Consider the following 24,063-nt stretch of genomic DNA (forward strand, 5'->3'; position numbering starts at 1 on the left):
ACTTGCATGTGTTAGGCACGCCGCCAGCGTTCGTCCTGAGCCAGGATCAAACTCTCGATTATATTGTTATATACTCAAAGCTTTCGCTTTGCCTATATACTCGTAATCGATCGCTTCTCAGCTCTTTATCGAATACTAACGTTAAAGTTCGTTAGACTTTTGTCTTTAAACTTTGGAATTGACAAGGTATTTACCTTGTGCAATTGTCGTAATACTGTACTTCGTACTTTTCGTATTACCGCTTCCTCACTGTTTACTTTTCAAACATCACGTCGCAACTAACTTCGCTTCGCTCCTTTTGGCTTTCCGCCAAAATCTCACCCGCTTCGTTGTTGCTCCTCTTTCCCAAAAAACTTCCGTTTTTCGGGAGCCCTACAACTTCGCTTCGCTCCGTTGTTGCTCCTGGCTGAGCCATTGCTTTACCAGGTTGTCCCTCTGGGGGAACAGCTTGACTATTATACCATCTTTATTTCCCTTTGTCAAGCCTTTTTTTCACTTTTTTCGGATTTTTTTCGTGGCCTTTTTCTGACCCTTCCCTTAAATCCTCTGCCGCTCCCGCAGCAACTTTTATATCCTACCACATCTTTCCCCTTTTGTCAATACCTTTTTCCCTTGTTTTTTTACAAAAACAGCGCAGAGCTCTTCGCTCTGCGCTAAAAACATTACCTTTTTTTCTCAGTCTAAGAAATATATATTAACATCTCGTCTGCCGAATTGATAACAAGTGCTTCGGTTCGGGAAAAACAGATCTACTTTATTTCCCTTGATTGCGCCTCCGCAGTCACCGGCAATTGCATATCCATACTTATACTGTCCGTCAACGGATTCGATATACATCTTCGTTCCATATGGTATCACACGAGGATCCACTGCAACTACACCATACACCAAAGGCATACCCGTTGAAGTCTTTCCAGCCCAGATTCCATTGTCAGCAGGAGAAGCATCATAAGCCGTTGCCTGGAAACGCTCCACTCTAGTATAGTTGGTGGGCTTGCTAGCCGGCACCACACCCAGTTCCCATACATCTTCAGGACCGTATTCTACAATTTCTTCTACCGGTTCGGCAAGCCGTGTTTCCCGTACCAGCTGCCGGGAAATCTCTTTTCCATTCTCGTACTGGATATTGTACTCATATTCAATAACACCATTTTGTCCAGCCTGCACCACTCTTCTTTCACCAGAAGCAAGCGCCGTATTCTCGCGCTCCTGCGTGGAATATGCAATTTCTTCCTGTACGGTTACATTATGATTATCATAAAGAACCACATTAATGCTGGCGCCTTCCGTCACAGTACTGTCTAAGGACGGTGTTACCACATCTCCCGCATCCACAGGTAAATCCAAATCTTGAAGGATATCCGACACTTTTGTTTCTACGGTGCGATAACTCTTGGTTTCGCCCATATAAGTGACACTAACATCCATGGCCCGATAAATTTTAATTACCGCATCATTCTGAATGTCATCAGACAATGCATAATTTAATTCATCGCCCTGATTCAAAACAATACCCTGTTTGGAAAGAATCTTACCGACATTCGTATCCGCCGTTGTTATCCTAATGGGGGTACGGCCTGCATCTGCAATTGTTACTACATTCTGCGCCGCATACGTAAAATTACAACAAGTGGTAATAATCGTTGCCGAAGCAACTACCAGCGCCGCATTCTTTTTAGCCGATGCAGAAATTGCCGAGAACTTTCCTCTCAGTTCTTTTAACATCAAATCACCTCGTAATATTTTTTGACCAGTCCTTCAAAAATGGAAATTTCTGGTTTATGCTACTACATGGCTCATTATAACGGCAAATAAATTTTTCGTCAAATTTTAAATTTGATTTAATTTCTTTTTATTTTGCTTCATATCTCCTCAGCTTAAATCATTAGCAATTTTTCTTCAAAAAGGTCTTTATTTCACCCAAATCCTTTTAAATGGACCCAATTTGGAAAAATATACCATAAATTTTGGTTATTGTGCAATACATATTTTTCTGTTATACTAAAAGAAAGCAAAAAATTTACCGGACACATTTTCGTTACATAGTTGTAACAAAAATGTAACAAGCTTTGCAACCCTTGAAAAATCAAGGATTTTTCCAACCCAGGGGGTCTTTTTTTAAAAAAATTTTTTATTTGTGCAAAATGCACAAATTTATAAGAAAAGTCCTCTCAAAAATGCAAATTTGGATAAATTCGGAGGAATTTGACAATGAACGACAATCTAATATTTCCTCATGAACGTGTTGATGACTTACAGCTTCAAGGACTAAAATTAATTCAAAACCCCAGTGGCTTTTGCTTTGGAGTGGATGCAGTTTTACTAGCCGACTATGCATCTAAAACCATTAAAAAAAATGTACACGTTCTTGACCTTTGTACTGGCAGTGGAATTATTCCAATTTTACTCAGTGCAAAAACACAGGCCGAAAAAATTATTGGGGTTGAAATACAAAAAACAGTGGCACAAATGGCCAGCCGCTCTGTCAAACTAAACGGTCTGGAAAACAAGATTTCCATTTACTGTGATGACTTAAAAAATGCGGCTGAGCATTTTGGAAGGAGTTCTTTCCAATATATAACTTGTAACCCGCCCTATAAAAAATTGGGCAGCGGGATTTTAAATCAAGCAGATGAAACCACAATAGCCAGGCATGAAATTTTATGTTCTTTAGATGACATAATACGAGTTTCTTCTATAATATTAAAGCCCCTTGGAAAGCTGTGCCTAATCCATCGGCCTGACCGATTGGTTGATATTATTACTGCTATGAAACATTATGGAATAGAGCCCAAACGGCTGCGGTTTGTTCACCCTTATCCTTACAAAACCGCCTCTATGATTCTCATAGAAGGAACCCGTCAGGGAAAACCGCAATTATTTTTAGACCCACCTCTTTATATCTACGAAAAACCGGGGATTTACTCGCAAGAAATTCACGCAATATACGGACGGGAGGAATTACAGCTATGAATGGAAAACTATATCTCTGTGCCACACCCATTGGCAATTTGGAAGACATTACTTTGAGGACACTTCGGCAGCTGCAAAGTGTTGATTTGATTGCCGCAGAAGACACCCGTGTAAGCAAAAAACTTCTTCTACATTTTGGTATTCAGGTTCCGGTCACCAGTTATTATGAACATAACAAACGGGAAAAGGGAAATTATTTACTGGAAAAATTAAAAAATGGAATGCAAATTGCTGTAATTACCGATGCAGGTATGCCGGGCATTTCTGATCCTGGAGAAGATTTGGTACGGCTATGTGCAAGAGAGCAAATTCCGGTCGAGGTACTGCCAGGTCCCTGCGCCTTTGCCACCGCCTTGGTAGGTTCCGGGTTACCAACGGGACGTTTTGCCTTTGAAGGATTTCTGACTGTAAACAAAAAAAACCGTATGGAACACCTAAATAGTCTTAAAACAGATACAAGAACCCTTATTTTTTACGAAGCACCTCATAAATTGCTCACCACACTGAGAGATATGTATATGGTTTTTGGTAACCGCCGTTTAACTTTGGCCCGGGAACTGACCAAACGATTTGAGGAATACCGACGCACGGATTTATCCGATGCAATTACCTACTACGAAACCAATCCGCCTAAGGGAGAGTTTGTCCTCGTTCTGGCAGGAGCTGATCCTAAAGAAGTGCATCAACTTTCCATCGCCGATCTACCTTCCGCCGAAGAACTCATCCGAAAATATGCAGCAGAGGGAATGCGGGCTAAAGAGCTGACCAAACAGGTTGCAGACACCCTACACCAGCCTCGCCGTGAAATTTACGAACTTTATTTACGGCTAAAAGATGAACTTGGTGAAATCAGCCGATGCACTGGTGACAAATAATAACTGAATTTTAGCATAATTTTTAGATAAACCTACAAAGCTGTTAGGCATAATTGCCAAGAATTTCTTCCTATTATTTGGTCAATATGTACGCTAAAATAAGCAAAAACAGCCCTTTAGACAATTTCACTAAAAAGAAATTTTTAAATTTGTGTAAATAGGCTCTAACATTCCCTTTGATTTTGTGTTAGAATATTTGCATAAACGATGAAACTTAATATTTTAGGAGGGTTTATATTATGGCAAGTTTGAGTCTTAGAAATATCACCAAGACTTATGCCGGCGGCTTTACAGCCGTTAAGGATTTTAATCTGGAAATTGAGGATAAAGAATTTATCATATTCGTAGGTCCTTCCGGATGCGGTAAATCTACTACTTTGAGAATGATTGCAGGTCTTGAGGAAATTTCTGAAGGAGAACTTTACATTGACGACCAATTAATGAATGACGTCGTTCCTAAAGACAGAGATATTGCAATGGTTTTCCAGAACTATGCTTTGTATCCGCACATGACCGTTTTTGAGAACATGGCATTTGGTTTGAAATTAAGAAAAGTTCCGAAAGATGAAATTAAGAGAAAAGTTACCGAAGCTGCACAGATCCTGGGCATCGAACACCTGCTTGATAGAAAGCCGAAGGCTTTGTCCGGCGGTCAGAGACAGCGTGTTGCTCTGGGACGTGCTATCGTGCGTAATCCTAAAGTCTTCCTGATGGATGAACCTTTGTCCAACTTGGATGCAAAACTTCGTGTTCAAATGAGAACAGAGATCGGTAAACTGCATAAGAAACTGGAAACCACCTTCATTTACGTTACCCATGACCAGACCGAAGCTATGACCATGGGTTCCAGAATCGTTGTTATGAAAGACGGTATTATTCAGCAGGTAGATACTCCTTCCAATCTGTATCTCTATCCCTGCAATGTATTTGTAGCTGGTTTTATTGGTTCTCCGCAGATGAATTTCATCAATGTTACTGTGGACTGCAAACCAGAAGGTACTTATTTAAAATCCGGCGACTTTTCTGTGAAACTGCCTGACGGAAAAGGTAAAAAAGCAGAAGTTCAGGCTTATAACGGCAAAGAAGTTTTGATGGGTATTCGTCCGGAAGATCTTTATGATGATGAAGCTTTTATTTCCACTGTTCCTGAATGTACCACAGAGGTGGATATTGGTCTGACAGAAATGATGGGTGCAGAAACATTCCTGTATTTCCAGATTGCCGGCGTAGATGTAACCGCAAGGGTAAATCCGCGTACTACTGCAAAACATGGAGATCACATTAAGATTGCGCTGGATGCCAACAAGATCCATCTGTTTGACAAAGAGACAGAAAACGTAATTATTCATTAAGATTAAAAGCTTTCATTGCATATGCATTGTTTTTGAGGTTTAAAAAGAGGATAACGGCTTCGTTATCCTCTTTTTTGTACCTTGTTCAAAGGCATCAATCCGTCCATTACATTCTTGAACTGAGCTCTGTATGAGAGAACAGCTTCCATTCTCCAATCGTTTAGAAACCCTTCTTCGATTTAATCTTTGCCATCCGAATAATGTCTACTACTAAATGAAATATCTTCATTCCAAACTCCCCCCTTCTCCGCTTTTCGCCCATTCTTGAATCCGTCCGCAAAGGAGAGCTGGAAAATATTCTAAAACCAATTCTGGATCCGCAAGAATATCTTCCCTGGAAAGAAAATATTCCGTCACAAAGCCCTGTTTATTTATGGCTTTCAAAATCATGGCTCCCTCTTTCATGATATTCCCTTCCGCATCCAATGCGGCCGTCCATACATAATATTTAGGAAACCCGATGCCTATCTGTATGGGTTGATCCCGCAACAAGCGATATTGCACTGCGTAAGGCTCCTCAAAAAATGCTGAAAGCTCCTTTTTTAAAAGCAAATCAAAATCTTCCTCTGCCGGAACATTGCCTTGGATATGTGACCAAAACAATGCGGAAAACATTATTTCCTGGATCGAAACACAGTTGCTTCCATCTGTCTCTGCAAGGTACAATAACGGTTTCTGCTCCTGCTCCATTTCTTCCGGCTCGGCATAATAACAAATATAGCTTCCATGTATCTCGCTGCTGCCTTTGATACCATCCAAAACTTTTGCGTAATAGCCGCGATTTAAACCATACCGATACAATTCTGCGCCGACGCCGAAATCAGGTGTTTGATAAAACAAATTATCCTGCCAAACCCACAGGCTCTCAGCTTGAGCAGTCTCCAATTCTGGCAAATCTACCTCTCTTTGATTGGTCATATTATAACTTCCAATTCCCAAATACCGTATTTCTTCTCCCTGACGTTCCGCTTTACCATAATAGATCATATCCTCCACAACGTCGAAGCAGGAAGTATATCCGCCGTAAAGCTGCGCGGTACTACCTTCTGCCATTTTGTATACATAAAGCTGATGATTTAAACCGTGAATATAATAGATGTTGTCTTCTGCCACCCGGTAATCACTGCAAGGGTGATCCATCATTCGCTGCTCCTGTCCCCCAATGAGATTAGACCGATATAGATAGCCGTCTTCTTTAATATAAAAAAGTTGATTTTCCCTGATCAGAATACCCGAAACGGGGGAAAAGAGAATCTGGCTCGTCTCGCCAGTTTGGAGGTTTGTCCGGTAAACATAATGTTCTGCATTGGTATAATATAAATCCGTTCCGCAGAGCTGCAGTTCTTCTCCGTCCCCAATTCCCTCCTGAAAAAATGTCCCATCCAAAGCAAAGCAAATTCCTTCCGCCCACATTGTCTTTCCCTGCAAGGCACAATACTGAAATGGCCTGCTTGTCTCCATTTGACAAGAATTTTCGATATAAACTGTACTGCCCTGTTCATCCCACAAGACATCATAATCCGCTATTTCAGCCACAAAACGCAAAGGCACCATGGTTCTATCCTCGGTGATGCAGGGTGGGACATCAAGGGAAATACCCCATTCATAATGATCCAAAACCGCTAGCTTATCTCCCACTGTGAGCTGGATCCACGAATCGTCCCGCTCTGCCGTCACGCGCTGCAAAGTCTCATCCCATTGGATAACATATCCCAATGCTTCAAAAATTCTGTGCATGGGGACAAGAACTCTGCCTTCCTCTATGTACGGGGCAACATCAAAATCCAACATGACTCCGTCCAAACAAACCTGGATCGCTTTCTCTTCTGCACACACTTGAAGTCTTTGCCCATTTTCCCCAAAAAGAAACAACAGGCACAAAACCACTGCTATACTTTTTTTCACTTGCACTCCCCTCCTATCTCCATTTTGTACATTATATCATAAAAAGCGGCCAAATCAACGGCCGCTTTTAGCGAAGATAGGTGTTTCATAAATTTTTTATTCCAAAAATACTACTGGGCATCAACCATAGAGTCCAGCCCTGTCATTGACCACAAAAATCCGCATCATATCATTGCTTAATCCAAGTTCACCATTAGCGTTTCCCTGCAAAAAACCTTTTTCTACCAGTTTCTGTATGGTGGGACGTGCCCATTCCGGCATGTTTTCATCGATATAATTATATTGGGTTTCTGCATTTTTCAGTCTGCTTTCCAAATCATTGATTCTCTGATTTAATTCTTCATATTGCTGCATTGTAAGATCCCCACTTTCCGTATTTAATCCAAATCCTTGTATGATTCCTTGTGCAATTGCCTGCACTGTTTCCCGCTTTTTTGTTTGATAAAGCAACATATCATCTTTATCATCGATAAAAGCAACTTCCAGCAAAGCGGCAGAAACGCCCTGCGCCTGCACCTTGGAAATGACACTAAAATTCTTTCTTTTTACGCCGCGGTTGGTATAGCCAACCATCGTCATCTGCTGTAAAATAGCTTCTTCCACCGCAATTCCCGTTTCGCTGGTTGTGACATATGCCTCCGCACCGGACACTTTCCCATTGCCCGCAGAATCATTCACTCCAGCGTTAAAATGCACTTCCAGCACATATTGATACGGCCGGAAGTTAAAGGAATTGGTTTTGAGCCATTCATACCAGTTACGATTGGTATCTCCAACCGTGACATCCGCATAAGGCGCCAAAAACTCCGGCAGCATACTGACCACTTCCCGAGTCAGGTTTGCTTCATAATAACCATTCCCTACGGCGCCACTGTCCCCATCACCATGGCCGGCAATTAAAAAGATATTCATATACCCTCCTCCTTTTTTGATACAGACCGCACCTTTGTCCTATGTTACACTACAGTATATGCGCTACTTTCAAAAAAGGTGACACCTTGCCAAACCTTCCGCGGTATGTTATACTGAAAATATAATTAAAAAGAAAGGATTATGCAATATGAAAGCTCCAGTCTCCGCACAAGAAATGAAAGAAATAGAAAAAACCGCTGCAAGCCGCGGCATTTCCTATCTGACAATGATGGAAAACGCAGGTATAGCAGCTGCCGAAGAGATTATAAAAGAATATAAACCTGAAGGAAAAATTGTCATTATTGCCGTCGGAAAAGGGAACAACGGCGGAGACGGCTACGTTGTCGCACGCCTGCTCCAAGCCGCCGGTGCCATGGTTATGATCATCATGGCAGAAGGTCTTCCCGTGACCGATTCTGCCAAAATCAATTTTGACCGCTGTCTCCAATGCGGTATAGAAGTGGTACAATATGAACCACAGACCAGCGATCCGTTTTTCCAAGGAGCGGATTTCATTGTGGACGCAGTCTATGGCGCAGGCTTTCATGGCAGTTTCCGGGAACCTGCGGCCTCTGCCATACGAGCCATCAACGCCTCTGATGCAAAAAAAATTGCACTGGATCTTCCCAGTGGCTTAAACGCTGACACTGGCGAATGTGCTCCGGACGCCGTACAGGCGGATACTACCGTTACTTTTGCACGCTTGAAAAAAGGACAAACCACTGCGGAAGGATTACAACTGTGCGGTAAATTGGTTTTAAAAGACATTGGCCTTGAATAAATCCCCATACACCTTAATTATATATTGTCTATGTTTTTCTCTGCCTATATTGAATGGGTGTCATCTCGAATGTCTCTTTAAATATCCGGTTAAAATAAGTGACATTCTGAAAACCGCTTTCGAGAGAAATTTCCAAAACTGTTTTTTGGGTTTTTTGCAACTGTTGCAGTGCATGTGTAAGCCTTACTCGATTTAAGTATTCGTGAAACGTCAACCCTGTTTCCCGTCGGAACAAACGTCCCACATACTTTTCATTGAGAAAATACAGCTGTGCTTCCCGTTTCAGGCTAAGCTCTCCGGAAAAATGCATTTCAATATCCCGACAGATTTTTTTCACAACCCAATGCCTGTTCCCGCCGCCCCGCAATTCTGCGCTCTGATACAACATCCGAATCCGTTCTTCCGTCAATCGTGCAAGGGACAGATAATGCTCCCGGCTCACATATTTCTGGGCTTGTGCAAGGCACGAACGCAAGCGTCCTGCATCTGTACCAGTAAATCGGGCTGTTTTCATCATACTTTCTTCTGTCTCACGATAATTCTTTTCAATATATCCAATATAAATAATGCACTTTATGTTCCCATCTATTTTTACGGGATATACCAGTTCGTAAAGTCCATAGGCACACCGTCCGTCAAAATACTCTCCAGTCCGAACTGCTTTTTGATTTGCACGTTCCTTACACCGCAGACATAATTCCAAGCCCAAACGGGTTTCTTTGGCCACATCACAAAAAGGCCGGGCATGAATCTGATAATAAAACGGCAATTCTAATTCCGGTTGTTCTAAAATTCCGGAAATATCATGTATACATATGTGAAGGTCATTTCCTTCACATAATGCTTTAAGCAAAGTCTCTAATGTTTGATATTCCATACTCACCACACCTTTTAATAAGGATTCTTTCATGCCTGATATTATACCGCAAAAGTTTCGTTTGTGCAATAATTCCCTTTCTTTTTTATAAGATTTTCTGTTTTTTTCCATGCATAATAAAAAGTGAGGTGATTAAAATTGAATACATATGATATTGCAGTGATTGGCGGAGGCTTTTCCGGCGTTTGCGCTGCCATTGCCGCTGCGCGGCAAGGCGCCTCGGTTTTACTGGCAGAGCGCGGCAATTGTCTGGGCGGCGCTGCTGTAACCTGTCTGGTGAACCCATTTATGCCATATTGGACACAAGAAGGAAATCAACGCAAATTTTTAAGCGCTGGCCTGTTTCGAGAAATTTTGGAGGAACTGCGAGAAGCCGGCGGTTTAGGAAAAGGAGATATGACATTTCATGAGGAAATCCTCAAACTGGTGCTGAACCGAATGGTTCTACGCGCCGGCGTAAAATTGCTGTTTCATTCTTATTTGACGCAGGTTACAGTAGAAAACGGCCAAATCCAGGACATTACTCTGGCCAACAAGTCAGGCAATATGATCATTAAAGCAAAATATTTTATCGATGCCACTGGAGATGCAGATCTTGCAGTTTTGTCCGGCTGTCCCTATCATTTGGGGCGAGAAGCCGACCAGCTTTGCCAGCCTATGACACTATGCTTCCGCCTTGGGAACGTAGATCTTGCGGCCTTTGAGAAATCAAAAAATAGCATTAATCCGCTTTATCAGCAGTTTCAGCGGGAAGGAAAAATTAAAAACCCCAGAGAAGATGTCCTGATTTTTCCAACTCTTCTTCCAGGCGTTTTGCATTTCAATTCTACCCGAATCGTAAAAAGGAACCCTGTAGATGCCGAAGATATTACCAATGCTGAAATTGAAGCCCGGGAACAAGTTTTTGAGCTGTATCATTTTTTAAAGGAAAACATTGATGGGTTCCAAAATGCTGAACTACTTATGACCGCTATGCAAACTGGCGCCAGAGAAAGCCGCATGATCGACGGTGACTATCTTCTGACTGCCGAAGATTTAAAAAACTGCATCAAATTTGAAGATGCGATAGCTGCTGGAAATTATGACATAGACATCCACAATCCAGAAGGAAGCGGAACCAGCCACTATTATTTCCCCCAAGGAGTTTATTACACCATTCCATACCGCAGCCTGATCCCTCAAAAAACGGAGAACCTGCTCGCCGCAGGCCGTTGTATTTCTTCCACCCATGAGGCGCAGGCCTCTTACCGCATTATGCCAATTTGCAGCACCTTGGGGCAGGCGGCCGGGACCGCAGCGGCACTGGCGTTAAAAGATTCCTGCAGTGTTCGTGCCATCAATATCTCCCGCCTTCAGGAAACACTAAAACAACACGGCGCGTTTTTCTGATTTTTCTACCAAAAGCCCGCAAGGAAGGTTCACCTTCCCTACGGGCTTTCCTTTTTACCTATAAAGACATATTTTCATTCCAAACTTTCAACTGGTAATCCTGCACCTCAGCCCAAGGTCCTTCCTCTTCAGGCGCTGCTCCTCCACTTTCCAAATACCGCACCGTCCCAGCAGAGATATATTTATCAATTCTTCCAATCACGCCATTTCCATCTATTAGAGGTACAATATTATACAGCCGGATATCATCTGGTCCCACCAAAGTGATTTCCATACACTGCTGATATTCCAAAATATGCAATTCCCTGGAAAAATATTCATATACAGCAAAACAATTCCCTGAAAGTCCCGGAACATCCGATGGAGAAATCGTCCCCGATACGTCCGAACTGCCTTCACTCAGATGAAATGCTGCAAGTATTCCGCTTCCGCGACAGATATTCTGTAACTTAAAAATTTTTCCGCTTTTCATAGGATCTGCAATCAAGCAATCCGCTGTAGGCATGGCGGGCCTATCACAGCGGATCACTCTTCCGTCCTCGTACATCAGCGGCAAGAGTACCTCTTTGCGTGTTCTTCCAATTTTATCGCTGATATAAACCGGCCCGCCGCTCATGGCACGCAGAACGCTATTTTTGATTGCCTGTGAATCGTCAGTCCACCACATATCCCAGTCACACCACAAAAACTGTCCCTGTACCAACGAATTAAAGGAACACTGCAAAAGATGCTGCACAAACCACGCTCGGTTCTCCGGCTGAAAATCATCACTGCATCGGCAAATAGCAGAATATGGCCGGTTCCACATATTTTCACTTGCCATACCCATACAGTTGATCAGCTGTCCTTTAAAATGTTTCCGTACCGATTCCTCAATCGCCTTATGCTGGTCTCTTGCCAATTTACCAATGGGTTCCCTGCCCTTATAAAAACCTTTTAAAAAGCTTTGTGCATCGATCTTAACAAAATCTGCTCCGCAGTCTTGTAAAAATTCATGAAACGCATCGTAATACGCAAATGCCTTACCATATTCCCAACTATGTACCAACCGGCCATCTCCGGTTTTTACCAGCAATTCGGAAAGATTTTTCGCAATTTCACCTTCCGGATCAATTCCCCGCCAATAACCGGTCGTAGGGTGCCAGATCCCTATTTTAGGAATAAACTTTTTCATTTCCGAACTACAATGTGCCAATCCATTCGGAAACCGTTCGGTATCCGCCTGAAAGGAATACAGCATGCTGTCATGCATTCCCTGAAACATTTCTTCGCCCCGCTTATCCTGCAGTTGTTTGACCTGCTTGGATTCCGCCCACATATCATCAATAATTGCCCAGGCCACCGGTATTTCTTTTTCTTTAAATTCCCCGCATTTTTCCAAAAGTCCTTGCTCACTTACCCGAATCTGCATAGCATCCCAGCTGCACCATCCTAAATATTCAAAAATCTCGGGATATACCCGTTCTTCCCGAAGCATGGTACTTTTTCCCATCAATTCCGCTGCATATGCGGCAAGCCGTTTCATCAAAGTAAAGGGATCCTTCGATTCTCCCCAAACAAATGCCAGGGCTCTGCACTCATTTTTCCCGTAATACCAGCTGTATACCTCTGCAAGCAGTGCGTTTTTACTTCCCCGCAAGGTACATTTGTATTCTTCAGACACTACCGGAAATATCACGCCAAAGACACCATTCGGCCTTTGATATATCAATGCTTGCGTTTCTTCTGGCACTTCTTCCGGCTTCGTACAAAAGCAGGGTTTACACCAATATTCCAGATAACGATAATCAGCCATCAAACCGGTTATTTCTCCCATTTCTGTTATCTCAATCTGTACGGCACAATCCATATCCAGATAGACAAAATCACCGTATGGAAATTTTTCCGCAGGAAGAACAGCATCTGCGTATATAGCATGCAGACCCTCCTTTTCCATTTCCATCAAACGCGCATTTGAGCAGGAGATACTGCCATTCTGCAGTTTTGCTGTAATACTTAACTTCATTTTACCCCCTCTTTCTTCTAATCAAAAGTATCTCCTATATTATTTTACACTTTTTCAACCGCCGGCATTTCCATCACAACCGTAGTCCCTATTCCTAATACGCTTTCTATATGCACACCGTATGCATTTCCAAAGGCCAAACGGATTCGCTGATTCACATTAGAAAGGCCAATATGGCTTCCTTCCGCAATGGTTCCACTGTTCATCTTAGCACGAATTCGATTCAACTGTTCTGGTGTCATTCCTTTTCCGTTATCGCTGATTTCAAAAAAAAGCTTGTGTCCCTTTTGATAAATATGAACGCAAATCCGACAAAACACATCACCATCGGGGTCACAGCTGTCAAATCCATGCTCAATAGCATTTTCCAATATTGGCTGCAAAACCAGCTTCAGCGTCTGACATTTTCTGGCATTCTCTTCTACCTGCCATAATACGGTATGAAGTCCGCCATATTTCAATTCCTGTATTTCTAAATATTTTTTTGCATGTTCTATTTCTAAATCCAAAGGAATAATATTATCTTTGGTATCAAAAGTAATCCTTAACAGCTCGCCCAGGAGTAACACCAACTGTACCGCTTCATTATCCTCCCGCACTTCAGCAGCAATACAAGCAGCGATTGCCTGCAGTGTATTAGAAATAAAATGCGGAGAAATCTGGGCCTGCAAAGCGATTGAATTGGCTTTATCCAGCATTCGCCGGCGTTGCTCCAGCTCTTTTTCTGCCTGTTTTTGTTTCTGAAATAAATTAAGGATATTCTCAGAAATATAAGAGATTTCATTTGATTTTTGTATTTCCGATGTGTTCTGAGATGGATAAAAAAAACTGCTGACATTTACAATAGAACGGTAAATCCGCATTGCCACTGTTAACGACAAAATACCTGCCATCAATAAAATAATCAAGCTAATCCCTATAAAGAAATTACGCAAACTGCTCATATTGTCTTCCAAAGCATATGGAAAATCTGCCTGCATGGTATATACCAAATCATATTCTGACCAGGTTGCAACAGTAACCCCATGCTTGTCTGTTTCTGAAAATTCCTCTCCGTTTCGTAATTTTTCATAAGATAATTCTGCAGGGAAAAAAAGCTTGAGTGCCTGCCCGGTTAAATCAGGTTCCGAAGAAAAAATAATATGATCTTGACTATCAGAAATGATCAATTGCTTCACATATTCACCGCTTTGAATATTTTTCCAAAGCTTATCTGCATTCACTTGTACAGTAATCAATCCATCCGATTGTAACAATCTACAAACAAAAAGTTCCTGTTGCGTTCCTGCCGACAGAACAAAATATTCTTCTCCTGTTTCACGGAAATGCCGCATCCATAATGTTTGTTCAAAGTTTTCCAGTTTTCCACCAGAAATAGTTGACAACACATATTCATTGTTAAAAGAACAAAGCCAAACACCGCTGATATAATCACTGTAGCTGACCAATTCTGTCAAACTATTGAGAATCGGGCGAATTTTGGTACGGTATTGGTCACCACTCAAATATTGCTGCGAAGACTGCAAAAACATCTGTGCATATTGATTAGATAGGGCATATGTATAATAACGAAAAGCTTCATTAAACATACCATCCATGGTTGCGCTTGCAGTTGTCAAAATCTCCTGTGAAAAAGCCGTCATATTCTCCTTTTGACTTTTTTGGTAATAACCATATAAAACAATACTGTATAAAACAATAATAACCAGCGCGGCGCCGCCAAGCATTTTCAAATAAGAAAAAAAGACACTTTGCATTCGGTATTTTTTGACCAATGCCCAAATTTTTGCCATCCTTTTCATGGCGTGCCCTCCCTTTATTGATTAAGCGCTGCACGATATTCCCCTGGTGCACATCCAAACGTCCCTTTGAAAATTCGATGGAAAGTAGAATAATTGGCATATCCTACCTTTTGGCTTATCTCAGCCACCTTCATATCCGTATTCATGAGTAATTCTTTTGCTTTTTCCATACGAATACGAATGATATAATCAACAAATTTCTCCTGCGTAATATTTTTAAACAGACGGCTGAAATAATAAACGCTCAGCCCCACATATTCCGCCACCTCTTCTTGGCAAATATCCTTCCAATAATTTGCACAGATATACTCTTCTGCTTTTTTCACAGGAGACACAGAATCCACTTTTTCCGCTGTATGGATCACTACCTCGCCTATTTGCTTTTTAAACGCCTGCCTTAATTCCTCTAATTCATAGACGCGCTCTCTAAAGTTCATTTGGGGCTCCGCCTTTAAAACCATTCTGATATCTCTCATCACCCGGTTTAACATAGACCGCACGTTTTCTTTTAAGTTCATTCTTTCCTGATTTTGCGCCACTGCTAAAATGGTAAACTTTTCTTCGGAAATATGCAACACACAATAATAAATTCCGGCATCACATTTGGGAACCATCTGACAAAAAGAATTATAAAATCCTTCTTTTCCATACGAATAATGCGCCAAATAATTATGGAAATTGAGAATTTCCATCTGTGCCAGCAAATACTGCGCCTGTGCACAGCACAGATGAATGCCCGCATCCGCAAGCTGCTGCTCTGCCCCATCTGTTTTATCTCCAGAAAGTAAATTTAAAAACGCCTGCCGGATGGATAAATGAGAAAAACCTTGACTGCGTTCTGCTTTCCATTCTTCTTTGATACGCAAAAGTGTATTTCTTACTGCATCCCGTCCGACAGGTTTTACGAGATAATCTGTAACTCCAAATTGAATCGCCGCCTGCGCATATTCAAATTCACGATAACCGCTAATGAGAACAACCTTGACATGAGGAAAATCCTCATGGAGATACTGCGCCAGTTCTAACCCGGACACTGGACTCATCCGAATGTCCGTTAGCACCACATCCACAGGATTTTCCTTCACATATTCCATAACCCGTTGACCGTTTCCAAAAGCTGCGGCAACCTCAAAATCCAAGGCTTCCCAATCTATCATTTCTCGCAGCTTTTTGCGAAACAAAATTTCATCATCAGCAATGACAACCTGATACACGGTCATGCACCCTTTCTAAAGTTCTGAATGATGATTACATGAACTACATCACCATAATTTGAAGCCACCAGTATTTTGGAGCATTCCTTTCCTGCATCGGCATAGGTCACTACATCTGACAAGCTTCCTATTCTAACCGTTACATCATTGTCTCTTAATTCTACCACATCAACACGGGTGTTGTCTAGTCTAATTACATCTGTAACAAAAACTCCTACATAACCTCCTTCCTCTTCGGCTCCTGCGGGAATTCCGTTGGGGTAATATTCAGGATAAACCGACATATCCTGCGTGGTCAGGGTAACGCTAACATCATCTCGTGACAATGCGTAGCCAAGCATAACCCTTTGCTCCCTGCCGAACCAGTGAGCCGGCTGTGTATTTTGTCCTAAATTTCCATAAGGATTGCCATTGGGCAAAGAATACCCGCCGCCATAAGGTGATATTCCTTCATACATATGATTTTCGTTCGCGGCAATATCCACGTAACTGGATTTGATGTAATACTTTTCCGTATTTCCCGGCAAATACCCCGGATGGCCGCCAGAAGGATTTTCTGCATCCGCATCATAGACCAAATAAATTTGCGCCACCTTTCCTCTGGCATCGGTGCCATACCGAATGATATCACCTTTTGCAATTTGATAGGTTTTCCCAGATGCCTCTGCTACTGCTGGAGGCACCGCGTCAAAGGAACAGTCATCCCCTTCATACAGCTGGACTTCACTGCCCGCTTTATTCGCATAAAGTACGTTGCAAAGTTCTCCTTCTTCATTCAACGACTGCACCACATCTGTTACCACCGCCAACTTATCGCTATTATTTAACGGTTTGCTTCCCGATCCATAGTTTACAAGATATTGTGCCATTTTTGAATTCGGCACAGTAGTATAGCCTGTTACCTGATAGGTCATATTATCCGAAAAGAACGAAGATGTCAATAGGGAAAACTCATCATCTGCCGCGTTTTTAAAGTCTTCCGGAATATTGAAAACACGAGTCGAATCATTAACATTGATTCGATATCCAAAATTTTTTGTATAAGATTTATACATCATCATCTCTTTTTCCGCAGCAGTAATCTCATAAATTTTATACAGGCGCTGACCATTTGTGCCTTCTTCTAATGGCAGTACGATTCTACGGATTTCCTGATTGCTGTTTAATTCAAATTCCACAAATCCTGTCCGCTCCGCAAGCCATGCATCAATCTCTTCCCCTTTTAAGGTATACTCCCGGCCTTGTTCATCATTTAACGTGATACGGCTTGCTACATTATATTCATTCATCTCGCCTGCGGCAGTAAAAACTTTCAGCATCCATTCACCATCAAAACTATCTTTTTTTACCGAATTGACAACAAATCCATAAACAGTCCCTTGCGCCGCATTTCCAGATTCAACCCAAACAATTTTTTGATCCGTATCCAAAAACAAATTTACATTTTCACCCAAGTTTGCCGTTATTTTATTGCTTGCATTCAGATAGTCCTGTGTAAACGGATAAAATGTTCCACTCACTGTCACGCCCGCTTCTCCTGATGCAGCAACGTATTCCACTGTTCCGCTGACTGCTGCGCCACAGAGGATGATCTCTACATCATACATACTGTCTGCAATCATCATTGCCATACTGGGTCCAAGGTCTTCTGTAGATGCCAGGGTTTTATCCTTGTTTTTAATACTTATGTGTTTACTGTGATCTTCTGGATTGAAATAGATGGGTGATGAGGGATCCAGTTTATCATAAATAACTCCTTCATCCGTATTGACACTGCTGGCAAAAACGCCCCGGTAGTCTTTCATAACCACCAAATTGGTGCCATTTTGCATGATCTTAATCCATCCTGAACTTAAGTCACGCATGGTATCGGTCAGCGTAGATACCGCCGTCCCATTATGGATAAACTGTGTTCCAGCCGCAATCGTTTGTGTTCGGGTCTTGCTATTTTCATTATAAGAAACAGTGTTTCCTTCAAAAGAATCAATTTCCTCTGCTGGAATAAAAACATAACGGTTAACATCAGACACCTCGGCGTAAACCAACGTATTTGGACCTCCGTTTTTATCCACATGATAATAAGCCTCTAATATACTCCCTATTTCGGTTCGGATTTCTTCCTGTGTGTCACTTACTTCTATAGTAATATTACCAATCTTTATCTGATTTTCAGCAATCTCACTTCTGCCTGAATAAGAAGTAACACCATTATCTGTCATCTCTCCCCGCACTTGCTCAATATTCAAGAAATCACTCATCAAAGTTTTCCCTGTTGGAGAAAATTGCGTAGACTCTGTTCCGATTTGATCTACCGCCTGTGTCTGCACGCTTAAACAGTTATAAATCAGCTGTGCAACCTGCCCTCTGGTCATACCGCTTTCCGCTAAAAGATCGATTCCGGTGGTAATATCCAGGCGGTTTGCTATGAGCAAATATCCAGCGGGATAGCCTCCGTTTACCTCGGCATTCACCTGATACCCCAACAGACAAAGCATGACTTTGACAGCTTCCTCTGGCAAAACAGGGCGATCAGGTTCAAACAAACCTTCTGTAGTCCCGATCATAATACGGTATTGCATAACTTTTTCAACCGCTGCATATGCCCAGTGCCCCGCCGGCAGATCTGCAAACAATGCGGATTGAGTTTCTGCGCCTTCCCCTGTTTGCGTTCCCTCAGGCAGAGGAGTCCCATGAAATTCATTTTCCCAAATTGCTGTGTTTACCGCCGTTTCTCCTATTTCATCCGTCGCCATCCCTAAAAAGGCCGCTATACATTGCGCAAATTCCGCACGAGTCAGAGCGCCCTCTGGCCGAAAGCTTCCATCCTCATATCCCTGCATAATACCAAGGCCTTTGATAATACGAACTGCTTTGGTTTCGGCCGAAGTTTCTATAGCCGCTTCCGTTTCCTCCGCAGCGACCGGAACTCCCAGCAAACACAGCACAATCAATAAGCAAATGATCCGTTTCATAAAATTCCTCCCCCTTTACAACAGCGCCAGTACTCGACTTAGCAAAACAGCAGCTTCTGCACGGCTGCAAAAATCATTGGGCCGAAATGTCCCGTTATCATCCCCTTGTATTATGCCCGCTGCACTTAATTCCCTAACGGCTTCTTCGGCATAAGGAGCAATTTCTTCTGCATCTTGAAAGACGGGAGCATCACTCTCCGGTAAAGTAATCTGCAAAGTATCAAGTCCCCGTTTCAGCATCACCATAACATCCTGCCGGGTAATATTTTCTCCTACTCCAAAACTTCCGTCCGGTTTTCCTTCTATAATTCCCATACTTTTTGCCGTTGTTAAATAAGTCGCGTACCATTGCACTGCATCAACATCAATAAACGAATGGTCAGCTGGCAGCAATTCTGCCTGAACCAAAAGTACAAACATTTTTACAAATTGCTCTCGCGTGGTTTGTCCCGCAGGTTCAAAGCGGCCGTCTCCCACACCATTAATAATCTTTTTAGCATACAACGCTTCTACTGCATCCTTTGCCCATTCATAGCCATTCATATCAGAAAAAATTTGTTGGGTAACATTATTCGAAGGGAGTAAATCATTATCCACACGAATGGGAGCACCGCTGCTTCCAAGGCTTCCCCCACCAGAATTTCCGCCGCCAGAACTTCCGCCGCCAGTATTTCCGCCTTGGCTAGTCTCCAATGCTTTGATGGCATCATCCATGGCCTTCTGCAATTCCTGAATATTGGCGCCAAAAGCAATTCTAGCCAATACCGTATCTACTTTATCCTGTTTCTGCTGACTTAACCCAAGATAGGTAGATATATTTAAACCGGCATAGGTACCATTTTCAGACAATAAACTGCGAATATGCCCCCAGCCTGGCTGTTTTGGATTGGATACCCCCTGCAAAATTACCATCTGGGCAAAGGTGCGGTAAAAATTGTCCAAAGTCTTCAAATTTCTGCCCATCATGGCTGCAATCACTGTTTTCTTTGCAGTTTCCGGCATATTTTCTGTATAATACTGATATACACTAATATTTTTTGCCGCATCCAGATCGGCAAGCCTTAATATTTCCGGATAAAGAAATTCCGTTCCAGACACAACCAGTTCAGATTTTTCTTCGTTGTACGCCTGCAACAATGCAAGTTTTTGTACTGTTTGCTGTAAAATTGCTTCACTTTCTACACAAGAAGGATTCACAGCATATTCTTCTATCAGTAACTGTGCAAGACCTGCATTGCTGACCGCATCAAATAATACGGAATGCAGCGCCAAAGCATCAGCTGCATTTTTTAATGCATCCTCCACCCCTTGTCCATTTTTCAATGCTGTCTGGAGCAGTGCCAGCGCAGTATTGATTTCGTCTTCTGACGCCACATACAAAGCGCCTATGTATTGCTGTCCATTACAATCAATATAATATTTCAAGTTACCGGATATAAATTGTGGATCCTTAATATCAATCCGAAAGGGCGGAAAAGAAAATTTGCCATCTGCATTACTGATGATTTGATCTATTTTCAGCAGTGCTTCAGGATCCGTTTCCACATCGGCCGTATCTTTGCCGCACTGAAAAAGGCGCAGTAATACCTCTTGTCCCGCACTGGCAGAGTCCACAGTCCCTTCAATTATAATTTTCTCCGTTTGCATATCTACCCGCGCCTGCGTTATTTGAATACCGTTTTGCGTTGCCGAAACAGGCAGCAAACCTAGAAATAACATTAAGCAAAGCAATACCGCTGTTTTTCTCATTCCATCACACTTCCTTTCGGTAATTGGTCAACTCCTTCTACCATGATGTAACCATCTGCTGATGCACTACAGATACTAAATGCTCCGGCTTGATAAATCGGATTGGTGGTATCCACCTCATTAAAGACGGTTTCACCATCACATTGCAAAATAATTCTCACCCCTTCACCGGTATTGACCGCTCCAAAGGCAATACTATGAGGTGTATTTTTCTTAAAGAAGGTGTTAGGTACAATTTTAATCATTTCTTCACTATTTCCATGAATAAAACGCTGTAATTCCACCTGATCATCTTTAATGACAACCAGGTACGCATCAGAAGGCAACGCAATATCATAAACAGCTGCCTCTGGGTGCGTTTGCCGCAGTCCCATTCCAACCCAACTTGAACTATTGTCATAAGTTAGGGTGAAGCATAAAATTTCATAAGATTCCGGGTTGATCTCCTGATTTCCGGCCGCAGCATTGAGTCCTGTTAATTTTAAAGAAGTTTTAGAGCTCTCTATCGTTCCTTGGCTGCTTTTCCATGTTGGTGACGCCGCTAAAATATCTCCAAAATTTTTATAGCCAACATTACGGTCGCCATCAATTTTTAACAGCAGGGCATCTAATTGAGAAGCTTGCGCATCAATTTCTTCCTGTGTTGGATGCAAAAGCATACTCATCTTTCTTGCTTCATCCACCGCCTGCTCTAATACTGCTTTGGTTCCGCTCCGATACTGCCCTGGTTCTTCTCCTTCCACAATTCGCGTAATCGTTTGTAATGCGGTCTGGAATAATTCGTTAAACTCTCTTTTATCTACCGGTTCATATAAATTGGTCGTAAACTGTAATGTTCCGCTGGAAGCAGGATATTCCCCCTGCATCTGCCGGCCATTTACCAATGCCGTCACCTGCCAATAATAGGTGGTCTGCTCAGGATCAAGCCCTTCTACCGTATAATAATTATAACGAGAATTAACATCAAGGACCACATCCTGCAATGCAGCGTCTTTTGCAACAACCAGCCTGTACCGGTCTGCACCGGTAGGATTTTCCCAGCGAAAGAAGTAACTTAAATTATTAATCTCATTTGCATTTGTTTTTGGTGCAATCAAGCGAAAATCTATGCTTTCCGCCGGCGCAATTTCCGTTCTGTATGCATCCTGATATAAACCGATTTCTTCCATATTAATCTCCGAAAGTCCAGGGATTTTCTTTAGAATATCCGCTCCCTCTTGAATGGAATAATCCTGCGTCTCTGGATCTTTAAAAATGTCTCCGGTTTCCATTACTACGTTATTGGTAAATTTTCTTGCAAGTTCATAAAAGTACGGTAGAAGATTGGCCTCGCCAGATTGATAAATCAGGTTATCATATACCGCATTATTCGCAGGGTAATTCAGCATGGGATCGGTCAACACATTTTTAAGTTCCGGATATCTGGACAGCCACAAACTACTTTCCACTGGCCATTTCTTGGTTTTATTATAAGCCTCCCCTCCAGGTTTAGCCTGGGTGTATCCTGCAGTGCCAGGTTCTACAGCCCGCTGATCTAAATACATGGATTGGGCAGCATCAATGATAATATTATTATATACGGTCATATCCCTTCCACCGCCCAGCAACATGCCTCGCGCAACATGCTGAATCACGTTATGATGGATACTGGTCCCGCTGAACATATCATCCATATAAATGGCAACATCATCAAGATATCCACTCTGTGTTCCTCGCGCAATCATGGAATAATCCAAATCATGAATATAGTTAAATGCCACCTCATTGCCCCGGCTTCCATAATCTCTCCCTGCATAAATGGCCCCTGCATCAATGGTTTCTTTCAGCACATCATAAATTTCATTATATTGAATTTTGTGGTCATTTCCTTCAAACCAAATTGCCTGATGCGGGGAATCGTGCATTAAATTGTGCTGTACCGTATGTCCAGCTCCTCTGAGCGAAACAGCGCCAGAATATGTTTTTCGGCTGTTACTAAACTTATAAAAATGACAGTTTTCAATGGCATTATTGCTTGGTGTCAGGGTGTTGCGGTCACCCCCATCCATATTAATCGCATAATCTCCAATATAGAAAAAGTCACAGGACTGAATATCAATTTCGTTGCCGATCACATCAATGGCTTCCTTTCCTATATTCTCAAAGGTACAACCCCAAAAAGAAATATGATCGCAATCTGACAAATTGACAGCCACGCCCCGGGTCTTTTCAAACCGAATTCGTTCAAAACCCACATAGCTGAGTTCATTTGCATAAACCATGTCATCTGTCAAAACAGAAATATCCATCTTCATCTGATTCGTAATTGGATAAGGCGGATAATAATAAAGAATAAGATTTTCACGGTCAATATAAAATTCACCGGGTGCATCGATTTCTTCTAACAGATTAAACACTGCAAACCGTTTCCCTGGTGCAATTCCAAAATTGGTAATACTGTCCCGGGTCACAATTGCATTATTATCTGTGACATAATCCATATAGAGCTGTTCATATGCCCAATCCCACATAAAATATCCTTCTATAATAGCATCCTTTGCCTGTTTCCAATTTTCTGCTCTGTAACCGCCCTGAAAAACAATGGGCTTCGCATTTGAAACAATACTTTCTGCCGTATACATCATATTTCCTGACTGGGAAACCTCCTCAATCAACGCATAACCTTCGTTTGGCCAGCGCGATAGAACCTGTTCCTGATTATCAAGATAAAGCTTGGCAATCCCAATTGTAGCATAATTGAATCCGGGTTGACGCATATATGCTTCAATATTGGAAATACCTTGCTGCTTTAAATCAAGCTGTCCCACGCGATCCCGCACTTCAGGACGCAGCCGCACTCGGATTGCCGGATCCGTAACTGGAGTAAATGCAGAAGAATCTACCGGCTTGCTGCCAGTAAAGGATACCGTCTGCCCCGGCTCCGCCCGATAGATAATGGAAACTTTCTCGGTTCCGGAATCCTCCCGGGAAAATTTAACCGTTTGATGAAAGGAATATTCTCCTTCTAAAAAACTGACAATAATACGTCCTTGTTTTATACTTCGTTTTATCTGCTGGACACGCTGACGAGCGCCATTTAAAGTAGCAAGTGGATTTTCATAACTTCCGTCTCCTGCGTCAGAACCATTCGGTGATACATAAAGTATTACTTCCTCTTCCTGCGCCAACGTTGGGGGTGCCGCTGTCCATAGCATGCAAAAACAAAGCAATACTACTGCTATTTTTTTCATAATTGGCCTCCTTCTTTTACCTCCGTC

General features: G+C 42.3%; 16 protein-coding genes and 1 rRNA gene. 5 read left to right on the plus strand and 12 right to left on the minus strand.

The window, feature by feature from the left end:
* The 3 genes from INF28_RS04360 to INF28_RS04370 all read right to left on the minus strand — a co-directional run.
* A 16S ribosomal RNA gene (locus INF28_RS04360) occupies positions 1-62 on the minus strand; the annotation flags it as partial.
* Between the two features lie 191 nt (positions 63-253).
* A complete protein-coding gene (locus INF28_RS04365) occupies positions 254-415 on the minus strand; it encodes a hypothetical protein (protein ID WP_226392256.1) in 162 nt (53 codons plus the stop codon).
* 260 nt (positions 416-675) lie between these two features.
* Entirely contained in the window at positions 676-1,725 is a 1,050-nt protein-coding gene (locus INF28_RS04370) for a 3D domain-containing protein (RefSeq protein WP_226392257.1), read from the minus strand.
* A 486-nt stretch (positions 1,726-2,211) separates the two neighbouring features.
* On the opposite strand from INF28_RS04370, the gene INF28_RS04375 reads away from it, so the two are divergent.
* From INF28_RS04375 to INF28_RS04385, 3 genes are all read left to right on the plus strand, one after another.
* The gene (locus INF28_RS04375; protein WP_226392258.1) at positions 2,212-2,973 is read left to right on the plus strand and encodes a tRNA1(Val) (adenine(37)-N6)-methyltransferase; all 762 of its coding nucleotides are present in this window, start codon (positions 2,212-2,214) and stop codon (positions 2,971-2,973) included.
* Positions 2,970-3,848, plus strand: a complete 879-nt coding sequence (gene rsmI / locus INF28_RS04380) for a 16S rRNA (cytidine(1402)-2'-O)-methyltransferase (RefSeq protein ID WP_226392259.1) — start codon at positions 2,970-2,972, stop codon at positions 3,846-3,848. Before INF28_RS04375 ends, rsmI begins: the two co-directional genes overlap by 4 nt.
* A 239-nt stretch (positions 3,849-4,087) precedes the next feature.
* A complete protein-coding gene (locus INF28_RS04385; protein WP_226392260.1) occupies positions 4,088-5,200 on the plus strand; it encodes an ABC transporter ATP-binding protein in 1,113 nt (370 codons plus the stop codon).
* 225 nt (positions 5,201-5,425) lie between these two features.
* Here INF28_RS04385 and INF28_RS04390 read toward each other — a convergent pair whose 3' ends face one another.
* Complete coding sequence (locus INF28_RS04390) at positions 5,426-7,105, minus strand: stalk domain-containing protein (protein WP_226392261.1); 1,680 nt, start codon at positions 7,103-7,105, stop codon at positions 5,426-5,428.
* 120 nt (positions 7,106-7,225) lie between these two features.
* Entirely contained in the window at positions 7,226-8,017 is a 792-nt protein-coding gene (locus tag INF28_RS04395) for an N-acetylmuramoyl-L-alanine amidase (RefSeq protein WP_226392262.1), read from the minus strand.
* 148 nt (positions 8,018-8,165) lie between these two features.
* Here INF28_RS04395 and INF28_RS04400 point away from each other — a divergent pair, with 148 nt between their 5' ends.
* Positions 8,166-8,798, plus strand: a complete 633-nt coding sequence (locus INF28_RS04400) for an NAD(P)H-hydrate epimerase (protein WP_264175688.1) — start codon at positions 8,166-8,168, stop codon at positions 8,796-8,798.
* Positions 8,799-8,826: 28 nt separating this feature from the next.
* On the opposite strand, the gene INF28_RS04405 is transcribed toward INF28_RS04400, so the two are convergent.
* Positions 8,827-9,708, minus strand: coding sequence for a helix-turn-helix domain-containing protein (locus INF28_RS04405; RefSeq protein ID WP_226392264.1), 882 nt, complete (start codon positions 9,706-9,708; stop codon positions 8,827-8,829).
* 105 nt (positions 9,709-9,813) lie between these two features.
* Between INF28_RS04405 and INF28_RS04410 the strand changes: the two genes are divergently transcribed.
* Positions 9,814-11,064, plus strand: a complete 1,251-nt coding sequence (locus INF28_RS04410) for an FAD-dependent oxidoreductase (protein ID WP_226392265.1) — start codon at positions 9,814-9,816, stop codon at positions 11,062-11,064.
* Between the two features lie 58 nt (positions 11,065-11,122).
* On the opposite strand, the gene INF28_RS04415 is transcribed toward INF28_RS04410, so the two are convergent.
* From INF28_RS04415 to INF28_RS04440, 6 genes are read right to left on the minus strand one after another with little or no spacing between them, the layout of a single operon-like run.
* Positions 11,123-13,069, minus strand: a complete 1,947-nt coding sequence (locus tag INF28_RS04415) for a Sip1-related alpha-galactosidase (RefSeq protein WP_226392266.1) — start codon at positions 13,067-13,069, stop codon at positions 11,123-11,125.
* 44 nt (positions 13,070-13,113) lie between these two features.
* Positions 13,114-14,871 carry a sensor histidine kinase gene (locus INF28_RS04420; RefSeq protein WP_226392267.1) on the minus strand — a complete coding sequence of 586 codons (1,758 nt, stop codon included), beginning with the start codon at positions 14,869-14,871 and terminating at the stop codon, positions 13,114-13,116.
* 14 nt (positions 14,872-14,885) lie between these two features.
* Positions 14,886-16,091 (minus strand): response regulator transcription factor, encoded by a 1,206-nt coding sequence (locus tag INF28_RS04425; protein ID WP_226392268.1) that lies wholly within the window; start codon positions 16,089-16,091, stop codon positions 14,886-14,888.
* Entirely contained in the window at positions 16,088-19,057 is a 2,970-nt protein-coding gene (locus INF28_RS04430) for an S-layer homology domain-containing protein (RefSeq protein ID WP_226392269.1), read from the minus strand. Before INF28_RS04430 ends, INF28_RS04425 begins: the two co-directional genes overlap by 4 nt.
* Positions 19,058-19,072: 15 nt before the next feature.
* Positions 19,073-20,806, minus strand: a complete 1,734-nt coding sequence (locus INF28_RS04435) for an S-layer homology domain-containing protein (RefSeq protein WP_226392270.1) — start codon at positions 20,804-20,806, stop codon at positions 19,073-19,075.
* Positions 20,803-24,036, minus strand: a complete 3,234-nt coding sequence (locus INF28_RS04440; protein ID WP_226392271.1) for a right-handed parallel beta-helix repeat-containing protein — start codon at positions 24,034-24,036, stop codon at positions 20,803-20,805. Before INF28_RS04440 ends, INF28_RS04435 begins: the two co-directional genes overlap by 4 nt.
* Positions 24,037-24,063: the final 27 nt, after the last annotated feature.

Source organism: Ructibacterium gallinarum (assembly GCF_014982785.1).
Classification (GTDB): Bacteria; Bacillota; Clostridia; order Monoglobales; family Monoglobaceae; genus Ructibacterium; species Ructibacterium gallinarum.